Genomic DNA, 13,872 nt, shown 5'->3' with positions numbered 1-13,872 from the left:
GGCCGGAATTTGCCAAAAAAGCAGCTTAAGATTTCATTAAACGGGGGCAGCGCGGCAAGATGCCCCCTGCCTGTCTGGGTGATATGGGGTGGAGTATGGTAAAATCAAAGGTTGATTGAGTTATCAATTTACCGTTTTAAACCTTACTTTTTATTGGAGTTTTCACACATGGCAATCGAACGCACCCTGTCGATCATCAAACCAGACGCAGTTGCAAAAAACGTAATCGGTCAAATCTACTCCCGTTTTGAAAACGCTGGCCTGAAAATCGTTGCAGCACGCATGACCCAACTGTCGCGCGAACAAGCCGAAGGCTTCTACGCAGCGCACAAAGAACGCGGCTTCTTCAAGGATCTGGTCGACTTCATGGTTTCCGGTCCAGTCATGATCCAAGCCCTGGAAGGCGAAAACGCCGTTCTGGCCCACCGTGACCTGATGGGCGCGACCGATCCGAAGAAAGCAGAAAAAGGCACGATCCGCGCCGATTTCGCCGATTCGATCGACGCTAACGCCGTACACGGTTCCGACGCTGTCGAAGCTGCTAAAGTGGAAATCGCTTACTTCTTCCCAGAACTGAAGGCTTAATTGCCTTAGATAACGTTATTTCCTGGCGTTATCTGTGAAATAACTTATCACCCCCTGTTCCCGCTGCGCTGTGGAGTTTTCGCTCCGGATGCGCGCGGGGACGGATTTTTAGAATAGACAAGATCATGAATACGACGACCCTCACCAACTTGCTGGACCTCGATCCCGCGCAACTCATCGCCTACTGCGCCGAGTTGGGAGAGAAACCGTTTCGTGCGAAACAATTGCAACGTTGGATACACCAGTTCGGCGCTTCCGATTTCGACGCCATGACGGACCTGGCCAAGTCGCTGCGCGACAAGCTGGCCACGCGCGCCGAAGTGCGCGCCCCGGCCATCATCAGCGACCACACGTCGACGGATGGCACGCGCAAGTGGCTGGTCGACGTAGGCAATGGCAATGCCGTGGAAACCGTGTTCATTCCGGAAGAAAACCGCGGCACCCTGTGCATCTCGACCCAGGCCGGCTGCGCCGTGAACTGCCGTTTCTGCTCGACGGGCAAGCAAGGCTTCAACCGCAACCTGTCCGTGGGCGAAATTATCGGCCAGCTGTGGATGGCGGAATTCGAATTGCGCCGTACCAAGGGCATCGAACCGGGCCCGAAAGGCGAGCGCCAGATCACCAACGTGGTGATGATGGGCATGGGCGAGCCCCTGCTGAACTTTGAGCCGACCGTCACTGCCCTGAAATTGATGCTTGACGACAACGCCTACGGCCTGTCGCGCCGCCGCGTGACCCTGTCAACGTCGGGCGTGGTGCCGATGATGGACAAGCTGTCGCAGGAAGTGCCGGTGGCCCTGGCCGTCTCGCTGCACGCCTCGAACGACGCCTTGCGCGACGGGCTGATTCCACTGAACAAGAAATACCCGCTGAAGGAATTGATGGCGGCCTGCAAGCGCTACCTGGAATTTGCCCCGCGCGACTTCATCACCTTCGAGTACTGCATGCTGGACGGCGTCAACGACAGCGACGAGCATGCGCGCGAACTGCTGGCGCTGGTGCAAGACCGCGAGTTCGGCGTGAACTGCAAGTTCAACCTGATCCCGTTCAATCCTTTCCCCGAGTCGGGCCTGTTCCGCTCGAAAAATCCGCGCATCAAGGCATTTGCCCAGGTGCTCATGGATGGCGGCATCATCACCACCGTGCGCAAGACGCGCGGCGACGATATCGATGCGGCCTGCGGCCAGCTGGCCGGTGAAGTCAAGGACCGCACCCGGGTGCAGGAGCGCATGGAAAAGATGACTGAGTATCAACAAAAATTTGGCGCCAATTTCGGCAAGATCGTGGAGATCCGCTCCTGATGCGGGGAAGCATGGCTTATCCTGGCGTACGTGCCGTGGCTGTTGTCAGCCTGGGCGTGCTGCTGGCCGGCTGTGCTTCCACCGCAGACAAGGAGCAGGCTGCATCTGTCGAGCAGCGCGCCGCCTTGCGCTTGCAGTTGGCCAGCGCCTATTATATGCAAGACCAGTTTGTGGTGGCGTTGGCGGAAGCGGAGCAGGCGGTGCAGCTGGTACCGGGCAACGCCCAGGTGCGCGGCATGCGCGCCCTGATTTTTGCTGCTATGCGCCAACCCGTGGCTGCTGAAAAAGATTTTCTTTACGCATTGCGCCTTGCGCCCCACAATCCCGAGTTGAGCAATAATTATGGCCTGTTTCTGTGCCAGACCGGGCGCGCGGCGCAGTCGTTGGCGTATTTTGATGCCGCATTGCAAGATGTCGCCTATGGCACGCCTGAACTGGCGCTGCATAATGCGGCGGCGTGCAGCCTGGTCATGAAAGATTACCCGCGCGCCGCCGGCTACTGGCTCAAGGCGGAGCGCATCGCACCTGGCGCGGCAATTACCTATGCCGGCCTGGTGCGCGTGTATTACCAACAGCAAGACTACCGGCAAGCGGCTCATTACCTTGAGCGGCTCGGTAAAGTAGCGACAATGGAGGGCCAGACGGCCGATGTGCTGTGGCTCGGGATCAAGGTGCAGCATAAGCTCGGGGATGCGGGTGCGGAAGCTGGCCTGGGGGCGCTGTTGCGCAACCACCATTCCGGCTCCCCCGAATATGCTGCTTATCAAAATGGGGCGTTTGATGAGTGAGACAGGGATACCAATGAATTCAGAGTGGGCAGAAACGCCTCAGCAGCAGCCCCAGGGCAATCTTGCGTTGGCAGGCGCACAGTTGAAAGCGCAGCGCGAAGCGCTGGGCTGGCCGGTGGAGCAGGTGGCCGACCAGCTCAAGCTGGCGCCGCGCCAGGTGATCGCGCTGGAAGAGGGCGACATGGCGGCTTTGCCGAATCTGGCCGTGGTGCGCGGTTTCGTGCGCGCCTACGCCAAGGTGGTGCGTCTCGACGCGGCGCCGCTGGTGGCCATGATCGAAGTCCATCCGGCGCCGGCGCAGCAGGACCCGGCCGCGCCCGTGCGGCGTGAAATTTCCGCCACGTTTTCCGAATCGCGCTTCCCGTCGATGACGCAGCGCTCGTCGAACCAGACTCCCCTCTGGATCGCCGGCGCCGTGGCTGTCGTCGTGGCGGCTGCCTTTGGCGCGTATAAACTCGGTTATGTGCCCGCCAGCCTGCTGTCCTCGCAGGCCGGGAAAGAAACGGCGCATGCGGAAGTGGGCCCCGTGGAAACGACCCTGATCAAGCCGGGCCAGGACTTGACGCCCGTGCAGTCGCCGTCCGTGCCCCTGATTTCCGTGCCGCCGCCGCCAGGCAACGATACGCAGACGGGCGCACCGGCCGCCGTCGCTTCGGCGCCGGCCGCTGCCGTAGTGCCGCCAGCCGCCGTGCCCGCGCCCGCTCCAGCGGCGACGGCTGCCGCCACGCCGCCCGCGGCTGCAGCTGCCGTGGGCGCGAATGCGCTGGTGCTGAAGGTCGAGCAGGATTCCTGGGTGGAAATTCGCCGTCCCGGCAGCACGCCGCTGATTTCGCGCATGGTCAAGGCGGGCAGCACGGAAACGTTCGATATTACGGGACCGGCCACCCTGGTGGTAGGCAAGCCGGGTGTCGTGCAGGCAACCTTGCGCGGCGCCAAGCTGGATCTGCCGACCGTTGCCGGCGGCACGATTTCCCGTGTCAGCATCAAATAATTGCAGTAACCGTTCAAGCAAACTCAGAAGATAATATTATGGCTACCTCGAAAACAGCGATCGGCTCCGGTCCATCCGGCCGTCGCGACAGCCGCAAGGTGCTGATCGCGCACGGCCAGCGCCAGATCTGGGTGGGCGGCGACGCCCCCGTGGTGGTGCAGTCGATGACGAACACGGATACGGCCGACGCCATCGGCACGGCGATCCAGATCAAGGAACTGGCGCGTGCCGGTTCGGAGCTGGTGCGCCTGACGGTGGACCGTCCGGAAGCGGCCGCGGCCGTGCCCTACATCCGCGAGCAGCTCGACAAGATGGACATCGACGTGCCGCTGGTGGGCGACTTTCACTATAACGGCCATACCCTGCTCAACGATTACCCCGATTGCGCGCGCGCGCTGTCGAAGTACCGCATCAACCCGGGCAACGTGGGCAAGGGCGCCAAGCGCGATACGCAATTCGCGCAAATGATCGAGGCGGCTTGCCGCTACGACAAGCCGGTGCGCATCGGCGTGAACTGGGGCAGCCTGGACCAGGCCTTGCTGGCGCGCATCATGGATGAAAACGCGGGCCGCGCCGAACCGTGGCCGGCGCAAGCCGTCATGTATGAAGCGCTGGTGACGTCGGCGATTGAAAACGCCGTGCGCGCCGAAGAGCTGGGTCTGGCGCGCGACAAGATCATCCTGTCGTGCAAGGTTTCGGGCGTGCAGGACCTGATCGCCGTGTACCGCGAACTGGCGCAGCGCTGCGACTATCCGCTGCACCTGGGCTTGACGGAAGCGGGCATGGGCAGCAAGGGCATCGTGGCGTCCACCGCGGCCCTGGCCGTGCTGCTGCAGGAAGGCATCGGCGACACCATCCGCATTTCGCTCACGCCCGAACCGGGCGGCGACCGCACGCGCGAAGTCATCGTCGGCCAGGAAATTTTGCAAACCATGGGCTTGCGCAAGTTCGCGCCCATGGTCATCGCTTGCCCAGGCTGCGGCCGCACGACGTCGACCACCTTCCAGGAGCTGGCTGACAACATCCAGACGTATCTGCGCGAGCAGATGCCGGAGTGGAAGAAATCGTATCCGGGCGTGGAAGCGATGAACGTGGCCGTCATGGGTTGCATCGTCAACGGCCCCGGCGAATCGAAGCATGCGAACATCGGCATCAGCCTGCCCGGCACGGGCGAGTCGCCTGCCGCGCCCGTGTTTGTCGACGGCGAAAAAGTCGTCACCCTGCGCGGCGAACGCATCGTCGAGGAATTCCAGGACATCGTCTTGAATTATGTTAAAAGCCATTATGGCAAGACCGCGCCGGTTGCCGCGTAATCGGTCGGGTAGGTCGGATTAGCGGGGCCGCCGAGGCGCGAAGCGCGTCATCCGACAATCAAGTTAAAGCAAAGAAGAACACTATGTCCGAAAATAAAAAAGCAGAAAAAATTACAGGCGTGAAGGGCATGAACGATGTCCTGCCAGCCGATGCCCCGCTGTGGGAATTGTTTGAAAACACGGCGCAATCCGTGCTGCAAAGCTATGGCTTCCAGCAAATCCGCACGCCGATCGTGGAAGAAACGAAGTTGTTCGCGCGCGCCATCGGCGCCGTGACCGATATCGTGGAAAAGGAAATGTATTCGTTCACCGATTCGATGAACGGCGACAACCTGACCCTGCGTCCTGAAGGCACGGCCGGCGTGGTGCGCGCCGTGGTCGAGCACAACCTCGTCTACGAAGGCCCGAAACGTCTGTGGTACAAGGGCCAGATGTTCCGCCACGAGCGTCCGCAAAAGGGCCGCTACCGCCAGTTCCACCAGTTCGGCGTGGAAGCCATCGGTTTCACGGGCCCGGATATCGACGCCGAGATCATCATGCTGTCGCGCCGCCTGTGGGATGACCTGGGCCTGGAAGGCATCCGCCTGGAACTGAACTCGATCGGCGATGCTGCCGAGCGCCTGCGCCACCGCGCCGACCTGATCGCCTACCTGGAAAGCCACAGCGAGCTGCTCGACGAAGAAGCCAAGCGCCGCCTGCACAGCAATCCGCTGCGCATCCTCGACACCAAGAACCCTGCCATGCAGGACCTGGTCAATGGCGCGCCGAAGCTGCTGGACTACCTGGGCGAGGAATCGCTGGCCCACTTCCACGGCGTGCAGAAGATATTGAACCACAACAACATCCCGTTCACCATCAATCCACGCCTGGTGCGCGGCCTCGATTACTACAACCGCACGGTGTTCGAGTGGGTCAGCGACAAGCTGGGCGCGCAAGGCACGGTCTGCGCCGGTGGCCGCTATGACGGCATGGTGGAAATGTTCGGCGGCAAATCGACGCCCGCCGTCGGTTTCGGCATGGGCGTCGAACGCCTGGTATTGCTGATGAAAGACGCGGCCGAGCCCGAGCAGCCGGCCCAGTGCGACGTCTACCTGGTGCACCAGGGCGAGCAGGCAGGCTTGCAAGCCTTCGTGCTGGCCGAGCGGATTCGCGATGCGGGCCTGGACGTTGTGCTACATTGCGCTGCGAGCAACGGCGGCGGCAGCTTCAAGACGCAAATGAAAAAGGCCGACGCCAGCGGCGCGGCGTTTGCCGTGATTATGGGCGACGATGAAATCGCCAATAACGTCGCTACGGTGAAAGCCATGCGCGAAGCCGATGCCGGCGCGCAGCAGAGCACGGTGCCGTTCGACGATGTCGTCGATTACGTGGTGGACCAGATCATCGGCGACCACGATTGCGGCCATGATCACGGCCCTGGCGGCCACGTGCATCACCACCATTGATTTGCAGCAAGACCGTACTACCCTCGATCAACTACTCATTAAAACTGACGACCCATGGCATACGATCACGAAGAACAAGAACAACTGGCAACCCTCAAGGCCTGGTGGCAGCGCAATGGCAATCTGACCTCCTGGGTCCTGATCGTGGCGCTGGCAGGCTACAGCGGCTGGGCTGGCTGGCAGTACTACCAGCGCACGCAGGCTGCGCAAGCGGGCCAGCTGTACGACGAACTGCAAAACGCCATCGCCGCCAAGGACACCGCCAAGGTGATGCGCGCGGCTGGCGACATGCAATCGCGTTTCAGCGGCACGGCGTATGCGCAGATGAGCGCCCTGGCCGCGGCCAAGGTGGCGTTTGACGCGAATGACCTGAAAACGGCCAAGACCCAGCTGCAATGGGTAGGCGAGCACGGCACGGAAGAGTACAAGGCCATCGCCAAGCTGCGCCTGGCCGGCGTCCTGCTGGACGAAAAAGCCTACGATGAAGCGCTGAAAGTGCTGGCGACGGCTTCCGTGGCGCAATTTGCCGGCGCCGTGGCCGACCGCAAGGGCGACATCCTGGTGGCGCAAAACAAGCTGGCCGAGGCACGCACGGCTTACCTGGCCGCGCTGGCAGCGACGGACAAGAACAATCCAGGCCGTCAATTGATCCAGGTCAAACTGGAAGCGATCGGCGGTACGGTACCGGAAGACAAGGCCAAGGCTGACAAGGCTGCCGCCTGACAGGAACACTGACGGCGTGGCCGCGTGGCGCTTTGCACCGCCGGTCTTGCCCTTACAAGTACAAGAAAAAGGTTGGATAACACTTATGCGTGTCACTGAAAAGCTGGTAGCTGCAAGTCTGTTGGCCCTGATGGCCGGTTGCTCGTCCTGGAATCCGTTCGCCTCGAAAGATCCGAAAGTCGAACCGGCCAAGCTGGTCGAGTTAAAATCGAGCATCGCCGTGCGCGACGCCTGGAAGTATTCGATCGGCAAGGCCGGCGTGTACGCCTTCACGCCTGCGCTGGCCGGCAACAGCCTGTACGTGGTCAGCGCCGATGGCGCGCTGGCGCGCCTGGACGCGGCCAGCGGCCGTGAGACGTGGCGCGTCAAGGCCGGCAGCGACATCACGTCCAGCGCCGGCAGCGATGGCACGCTGGTGGCCGTAGGCGCCGCCAAGGGCGCCGTGCTGGCGTTCGATGCCGACGGCAAGCAGCTGTGGAAGGCGCAGGCGTCCAGCGAAGTATTGACGGCGCCCGTCGTAGGGCAGGGCGTGGTGGTGGTGCGCAGCGTGGACAACCGCATCGTCGGTTTCGACGCCAAGACGGGCGAACGCAAGTGGACGGTGCAGCGCGCCACGCCGGCCTTGACCTTGCGCAATGCGCCGGGCATGGTGCTGGGCGGCGCGAACATCTACGTGGCCCAGCCGGGTGGCAAGCTGCTGGCTCTGACGGCGGCCACCGGTGTGGTACGCTGGGAGATCGTCGTCAGCGAACCGCGCGGCGCCACCGAACTGGAACGCGTTTCCGATATCGCCGGCGCACCGGTGGTATTCGAAGGCGAAGTGTGCGCCGTCACGTACCAGGGCAAGGCGGGCTGCTTCGATGCCGCCACGGGCGTGCCGCGCTGGACCAAGCCGATCTCGTCCGATGTGGGCGTGGCCGTCGACCAGCGTTTCGTGTTTGTTGCCGACGCCCAGGGCGCCGTCGTGGCGTTCAGCCGCGAAGGCGGCCAGAGCGCCTGGAAGAATGAGGCGCTGGCGCGCCGCCGCCTGTCGACGCCGGCCTCCTACGGCCGCAGCGTTGCCGTCGGTGACTATCAAGGTTACATCCACTTCCTGTCACGGGAAGATGGCGCATTAATAGGTCGTGTCAGCACCGACGGTAGCCCGATTGTTTCGGCTCCCGTTGTTGCCGGTTCGAATTTGATTTTTCAAACCCAATCAGGGACAGTGACCGCTCTCGCGGTCGAGTAATACAATGAAGCCGGTAATTGCACTAGTAGGTCGACCCAATGTTGGGAAATCGACTTTATTCAATCGTCTGACCCGCTCGCGCGATGCGCTGGTGGCGGATTTGCCTGGGTTGACGCGCGATCGTCACTATGGCGAAGGCCGTGTCGGCGAACGTCCCTTCCTGGTCATCGATACGGGTGGTTTCGAACCCGTCGCCAAGGAAGGCATCATGCACCAGATGGCACTGCAGACCAAGCAGGCCGTGGCCGAGGCCGACGTGGTGGTGTTCATCGTGGACGGCCGTCAGGGCCTGACCCCGCATGACAAGACCATCGTTGACTTCCTGCGCAAGAGCGGCCGCCCGGTCTTGCTGGTGGTCAACAAAAGCGAAGGCATGCGCTACACGGCCGTCGTGTCCGAATTCTATGAGTTGGGCATGGGCGATCCGTATGCGATCTCGTCGGCGCACGGCGACGGCGTCAACGACCTCGTCGAAGTGATGCTGGACCTGGCGTTCGCGCAGCGTCCAGATGAGCCTGAAGAGCTGGAAAAGACCGACCGCGGCATCAAGATCGCCCTCGTCGGCCGTCCGAACGTGGGCAAGTCGACCTTGATCAACACGCTGCTGGGCGAAGAGCGCGTGATCGCCTTCGACATGCCGGGCACGACGCGCGATTCGATCGAAATCCCGTTCGAGCGCGATGGCCAGCAATACACCTTGATCGACACGGCCGGTATCCGCCGCCGCGGCAAGGTGTTTGAAGCGATCGAGAAATTCTCGGTGGTGAAAACGCTGCAGTCGATTTCCGAAGCCAACGTGGTCGTGCTGATGCTCGACGCGCAGCAGGATATCTCGGAACAGGACGCGCATATCGCCGGCTTTATCCTGGAATCGGGCCGCGCGCTGGTGGTGGCCGTGAATAAATGGGATGGCTTGCAATCGCACGAGCGCGATGAAATCAAGATCGATATCGACCGCAAGCTCGATTTCCTGTCGTTCGCGCAGATGCATTTCATTTCGGCGCTGAAGGGCACCAATATCGGTCCGCTGATGAAGTCGCTCAACGCGGCGTATGCGGCCGCCATGTGCGACCTGTCGACACCGAAGCTGACGCGTGCCCTGATCGAGGCCGTGGAGAAGCAGGAGCCACGCCGCAAGGGGTCGATTCGTCCGAAGCTGCGCTATGCTCACCAGGGTGGCATGAACCCGCCTGTGATCGTCATTCACGGCAATGCGCTCGACGCCGTTGGCGATCCTTACAAACGCTATCTGGAAAAACATTTCCGCGATACGTTTGCGTTGGTCGGCACGCCGCTGCGCATCGAACTGCGCACGGGTAAAAACCCGTTTGCACGCACGCCAAGCAAATAATGATTTAAATGCTGAATTAAGTGCATATTAAGGCGCCGCAGAGATAATGCGGCGCCGACAGCCAATTCAATGGCTTTTGCACGAGAATAATAAAGTGTTAATGCGCCATGCGCGACAGCGATCGCGAAAACAGGTTACAGTAGCTATGACGCATCTTTCTTTCTTTGAAAGGTGTGAGAGCACTTGAAATCAAGCGAGTCGCCTCCAATTCTTACACAACAACATAAACAACGGAGCTGTTATGAGCAACAAAGGGCAACTGTTACAAGACCCATTCCTCAATGCATTACGCAAAGAGCATGTTCCTGTCTCGATTTACCTGGTTAATGGCATTAAATTGCAGGGCCATATCGAATCGTTCGATCAATATGTCGTATTGCTGCGCAATACGGTGACACAGATGGTGTACAAGCATGCCATCTCGACAGTGGTGCCGGCCCGTGCCGTCAATCTCAATATTGAATCTGAAGCGGAGTAAAGCGTTGAGCTTGACGGCCCAGCGCCTTTCACCCTCTATCGCCCCCGTCCGCGCCAGCGGCGCTGATGCGTTTGCATCGGCGTCGGCGTCCGCCGCAACTCATCAGATGCCATCATGCGCGCGGCACTAGTCGGCGTTGACTTCGGTCACAGCGACTTCGCCGCCAGCATGGAGGAACTCATGCTGTTGTCGCGTTCGGCTGGCGCGGACCCGATTTCCACCATCACGGCCAAGCGATCCAGTCCCGATTCCGCGTATTTCGTCGGCAGCGGCAAGGCCGATGAAATTGGCGACGTCGTCGTCAACGATGGCCTGGAAATCGTCATTTTCAACCATGCCCTCTCACCCGCCCAGCAGCGCAATCTGGAAAAGCGCCTGAATGTGCGCGTGCTCGACCGTACCAGCCTGATCCTCGACATCTTCGCGCAACGCGCCAAGAGCCACGAGGGCAAGCTGCAGGTCGAGCTGGCCCAGCTGCAGCATCTGGCCACGCGCCTGATCCGCGGCTGGACTCACCTTGAGCGGCAAAAGGGCGGTATCGGCTTGCGCGGTCCAGGCGAGACGCAGCTCGAGACCGACCGCCGGCTGATCGGCGACCGCGTCAAGGCCTTGCGCGCCCGTCTGGAAAAGCTGCACAAGCAGCGCGAAACGCAGCGCCGCGCGCGCGGCCGCAATCACACATTCTCGGTGTCCCTGGTCGGCTATACCAATGCCGGCAAGTCGACCCTGTTCAATGCCGTGACCAAGGCCGGCGTGTACGTCGCCGACCAGTTGTTCGCCACCCTCGACACCACCTCGCGCCGGGTTTACCTGGGCCAGGAAGTGGGTAACGTGGTGATCTCCGACACGGTCGGCTTCGTGCGCGAATTGCCGCACCAGCTGGTGGCGGCATTCCGCGCCACGCTCGAAGAAACCATCCATGCCGATTTGCTGCTGCATGTCGTCGACGCCGCGTCGCCGGTGCGCATGGAGCAGATCGAGCAGGTCAACCTGGTCTTGAAAGAGATCGGCGCCGATCATATTCCGCAAATCCTCGTGTGGAACAAGATCGATGCGGCCGGGCTGGAGCCTTCGGTGGAGCGCGACGAATATGCTACGATCAGTCGCGTGTTCGTCAGTGCGCAGAAGGGCAGCGGGCTCGACCTGCTGCGCGATGCGATAGTCGAGATGGCCAGGAAGGCGCCCGGTTCGGCCCACCTGTACCAGAACGATGAAGCACCGCAGGAAGATCAGTTTGACGGTCAGTACGACCAGCACGATGGCGCCGCCCCGGACCAGGACGAAGAGCCTGGCGAGGACGATAGGATTTCCACCCACTCCCAAGTCGGAACACGATAGTTATGCTTGTCTCCCTACTCAAAAAAACAGGCTTGAAGTTGTCCCTGAACGATCCCCGCTGGGGCAATCGCAAGGACGACGGCAAGAAAGCCCAAGAAGGCAAAAAGCCCGGCGAAGGTCCGCCGGACCTCGATCAGTTGTGGCGTGATTTCAATCAGCGCCTGAACGCCTTTTTCGGACAGAAGAACCGTCCCGACAACGGCGGCAATAACAACGGTGGCGGCGGTGGTCCGCGTCCCGACATGAAGGGCGCCGGCATCACCGCCGGCGTGGTCGGCGTGATCGCCGTCTTCATCTGGCTCGCCAGCGGCGCCTTCATCGTGCAAGAGGGCCAGAACGGCGTCGTGCTCACGTTCGGCAAGTACAGCCACACCACGCCGGCCGGTTTCAACTGGCGCTGGCCGTATCCCTTCCAGACCGACGAAACCGTCAACGTGTCGCAGGTGCGCACGGTGGAAGTGGGTTACCGCCAGTCGCTGCGCAACAAGCAGGCCAGCGAGTCGCTGATGCTGACGGACGATGAAAACATCATCGATATCCAGTTCGCGGTGCAATACACCCTGAAAGATCCCGTGGCGTGGCTGTTCAACACGCGCGACCAGGAAGACACCCTGCGCCAGGTCGCCGAAACGGCGATCCGCGAAGTCGTCGGCCGCAGCAAGATGGACTTCGTGCTGTACGAGGGCCGCGAAAAGGTGGCTTACGATACGCAGCAGCTGATGCAGCAGATTCTCGACCGCTACAAGGTCGGCGCCGTCATCACCAACGTGACGATGCAGGCCGTGCAGCCGCCGGAGCAGGTGCAAGCCGCCTTCGACGATGCCGTCAAGGCAGGCCAGGACCGCGAGCGCCAGAAGAATGAAGGCCAGGCTTACGCCAACGACGTCATTCCAAAAGCCCGCGGCGCCGCATTCCGCCTGATGGAGGAAGCGGCCGCGTACAGCGCGATGGTGACCGAGAACGCCGCCGGTAATGCTTCGCGCTTCAAGCAGGTGCTGGTCGAGTACCAGAAGGCGCCGGTTGTCACGCGCGACCGCATGTACCTCGAAACGATGCAGCAAGTGTTCAGCAGTGCCAGCAAGGTCATGGTTGACGCGAAGACGGGCAGCAATCTGCTGTACCTGCCGCTCGACAAGCTGATCGCCCAGACGGCTGCCACCGATGCCGCCGCTGCCGCCGCCCGTGCTGCCGCGACACCCGCAGCCAACACCGTTTTGCCACAGGAAGCCATGCCGACAGTAGAAGTCAATACGCGCCGCGACAGCCGCTCTTCGCGTGAACGGGAGAGCCGCTAATGAACCGTATCGTAGCCGCCCTGATCGCGGGCTTTATCGCGATCATGCTCTTGTCCTCGACCGTGTTCGTGGTCGACCAGCGTAAGTATGCGGTCGTCTTCGCCCTCGGTGAAGTCAAGGAAGTCATCAGCACGCCGGGCCTGTATTTCAAGCTGCCGCCGCCGTTCCAGAACGTCCTGTACCTGGACAAGCGCATCCTGACCCTGGATACGCCGGAACCGGAACGCTTCATCACGGCCGAAAAGAAGAACATCCTCGTCGACGCGTATGTGAAGTGGCGCATCGCCGACCCGCGCCTGTATTTCCGCAGCTTTGGCGGCGATGAAAAGCCGGCCCGCAACCGCATGTCGCAAATCGTCAAGGCAGCGCTGAACGATGAAATCACCAAGCGCACCGTGCGCGAAGTGATCTCGGGTCAGCGCGGCAAGGTGATGGAAGCGATCCTGGCGAAGGTCTCGGCGGAAGCCAAGGCCATCGGCGTGGAAATCGTCGACGTGCGCCTGAAACGCGTCGACTACGTCGAGCAGATCAACAACTCCGTGTATGAGCGCATGAAGTCCGAGCGCGTGCGCGTGGCCAATGAGCTGCGTTCGACCGGTTCGGCCGACTCCGAGAAAATCCGCGCCGACGCCGACAAGCAGCGCACGGTGATCCTGGCCGAAGCGTATCGCGAAGCCGAGAAGATCCGCGGCGAGGGCGATGCCAAGGCATCGCAGATCTATGCGGAAGCGTTTGGCAGGAATCCGGAGTTCTACAAGTTTTACCGTAGCCTGGAAGCCTACCGCGCCACGTTCAAGGACAAGGGCGACGTGATGGTGGTCGATCCGAGTTCGGAATTCTTCAAGTACTTCAAGGGCGGCGGCGCAGCCGGTTCGGCCAAGAAGTAAGGCAGCATCGAGACTGCGCCCGGCCGCAAGGACGGGTGCGGCAGCAGCGGGGCCGGCATCAATGCCGGCCCCGTTTTTTTTGTGTCCGCCATGCTGTTGCGGGAAGGCGTAAAATGCGGTGTTTTTAGGGCTGTGCGGCAGCGTTT

General features: G+C 61.4%; 13 protein-coding genes. All 13 read left to right on the top strand.

The annotated features are described in order from the left end of the window. Nucleotides 1–168 precede the first annotated feature (168 nt). The 13 genes from ndk to hflC all read left to right on the top strand — a co-directional run bounded on the left by ndk (nt 169) and on the right by hflC (nt 13,726). Complete coding sequence (ndk, locus tag LSO07_RS21945; protein ID WP_034752036.1) at nt 169–585, top strand: nucleoside-diphosphate kinase; 417 nt, start codon at nt 169–171, stop codon at nt 583–585. A gap of 125 nt (nt 586–710) precedes the next feature. Then, the gene (rlmN, locus tag LSO07_RS21940) at nt 711–1,886 is read left to right on the top strand and encodes a 23S rRNA (adenine(2503)-C(2))-methyltransferase RlmN (RefSeq protein WP_034752035.1); all 1,176 of its coding nucleotides are present in this window, start codon (nt 711–713) and stop codon (nt 1,884–1,886) included. An 11-nt stretch (nt 1,887–1,897) separates the two neighbouring features. After that, nucleotides 1,898–2,674 carry a type IV pilus biogenesis/stability protein PilW gene (gene pilW / locus LSO07_RS21935; RefSeq protein WP_225317384.1) on the top strand — a complete coding sequence of 259 codons (777 nt, stop codon included), beginning with the start codon at nt 1,898–1,900 and terminating at the stop codon, nt 2,672–2,674. 82 nt (nt 2,675–2,756) lie between these two features. After that, nucleotides 2,757–3,665, top strand: coding sequence for a helix-turn-helix domain-containing protein (locus LSO07_RS21930; RefSeq protein WP_318526600.1), 909 nt, complete (start codon nt 2,757–2,759; stop codon nt 3,663–3,665). 38 nt (nt 3,666–3,703) lie between these two features. Continuing rightward, nucleotides 3,704–4,978: a flavodoxin-dependent (E)-4-hydroxy-3-methylbut-2-enyl-diphosphate synthase gene (gene ispG / locus LSO07_RS21925; RefSeq protein WP_034789045.1), complete on the top strand. Its 1,275-nt coding sequence runs from the start codon at nt 3,704–3,706 to the stop codon at nt 4,976–4,978. Between the two features lie 83 nt (nt 4,979–5,061). Then, nucleotides 5,062–6,423: a histidine--tRNA ligase gene (gene hisS, locus LSO07_RS21920; RefSeq protein ID WP_151096564.1), complete on the top strand. Its 1,362-nt coding sequence runs from the start codon at nt 5,062–5,064 to the stop codon at nt 6,421–6,423. Between the two features lie 54 nt (nt 6,424–6,477). Beyond that, nucleotides 6,478–7,146 (top strand): YfgM family protein, encoded by a 669-nt coding sequence (locus LSO07_RS21915; protein ID WP_151096563.1) that lies wholly within the window; start codon nt 6,478–6,480, stop codon nt 7,144–7,146. An 85-nt stretch (nt 7,147–7,231) separates the two neighbouring features. After that, a complete protein-coding gene (gene bamB, locus LSO07_RS21910) occupies nt 7,232–8,377 on the top strand; it encodes an outer membrane protein assembly factor BamB (RefSeq protein ID WP_070254062.1) in 1,146 nt (381 codons plus the stop codon). 4 nt (nt 8,378–8,381) lie between these two features. Then, the gene (der, locus tag LSO07_RS21905) at nt 8,382–9,728 is read left to right on the top strand and encodes a ribosome biogenesis GTPase Der (protein WP_034752028.1); all 1,347 of its coding nucleotides are present in this window, start codon (nt 8,382–8,384) and stop codon (nt 9,726–9,728) included. Between the two features lie 241 nt (nt 9,729–9,969). Next, complete coding sequence (gene hfq / locus LSO07_RS21900) at nt 9,970–10,206, top strand: RNA chaperone Hfq (protein ID WP_008450615.1); 237 nt, start codon at nt 9,970–9,972, stop codon at nt 10,204–10,206. A gap of 114 nt (nt 10,207–10,320) precedes the next feature. Continuing rightward, entirely contained in the window at nt 10,321–11,544 is a 1,224-nt protein-coding gene (hflX, locus tag LSO07_RS21895) for a GTPase HflX (protein ID WP_034752026.1), read from the top strand. Nucleotides 11,545–11,546: 2 nt separating this feature from the next. Next, nucleotides 11,547–12,839, top strand: coding sequence for an FtsH protease activity modulator HflK (hflK, locus tag LSO07_RS21890; RefSeq protein ID WP_070254060.1), 1,293 nt, complete (start codon nt 11,547–11,549; stop codon nt 12,837–12,839). Then, the gene (gene hflC, locus LSO07_RS21885; RefSeq protein WP_034789029.1) at nt 12,839–13,726 is read left to right on the top strand and encodes a protease modulator HflC; all 888 of its coding nucleotides are present in this window, start codon (nt 12,839–12,841) and stop codon (nt 13,724–13,726) included. Before hflK ends, hflC begins: the two co-directional genes overlap by 1 nt. The last annotated feature ends 146 nt before the right edge of the window (nt 13,727–13,872 follow it).

Source organism: Janthinobacterium sp. PLB04 (assembly GCF_021165895.1).
In the GTDB taxonomy this organism is placed as follows: domain Bacteria; phylum Pseudomonadota; class Gammaproteobacteria; order Burkholderiales; family Burkholderiaceae_D; genus Janthinobacterium; species Janthinobacterium lividum.
This window is presented reverse-complemented; position numbering and strand designations above follow the sequence as displayed.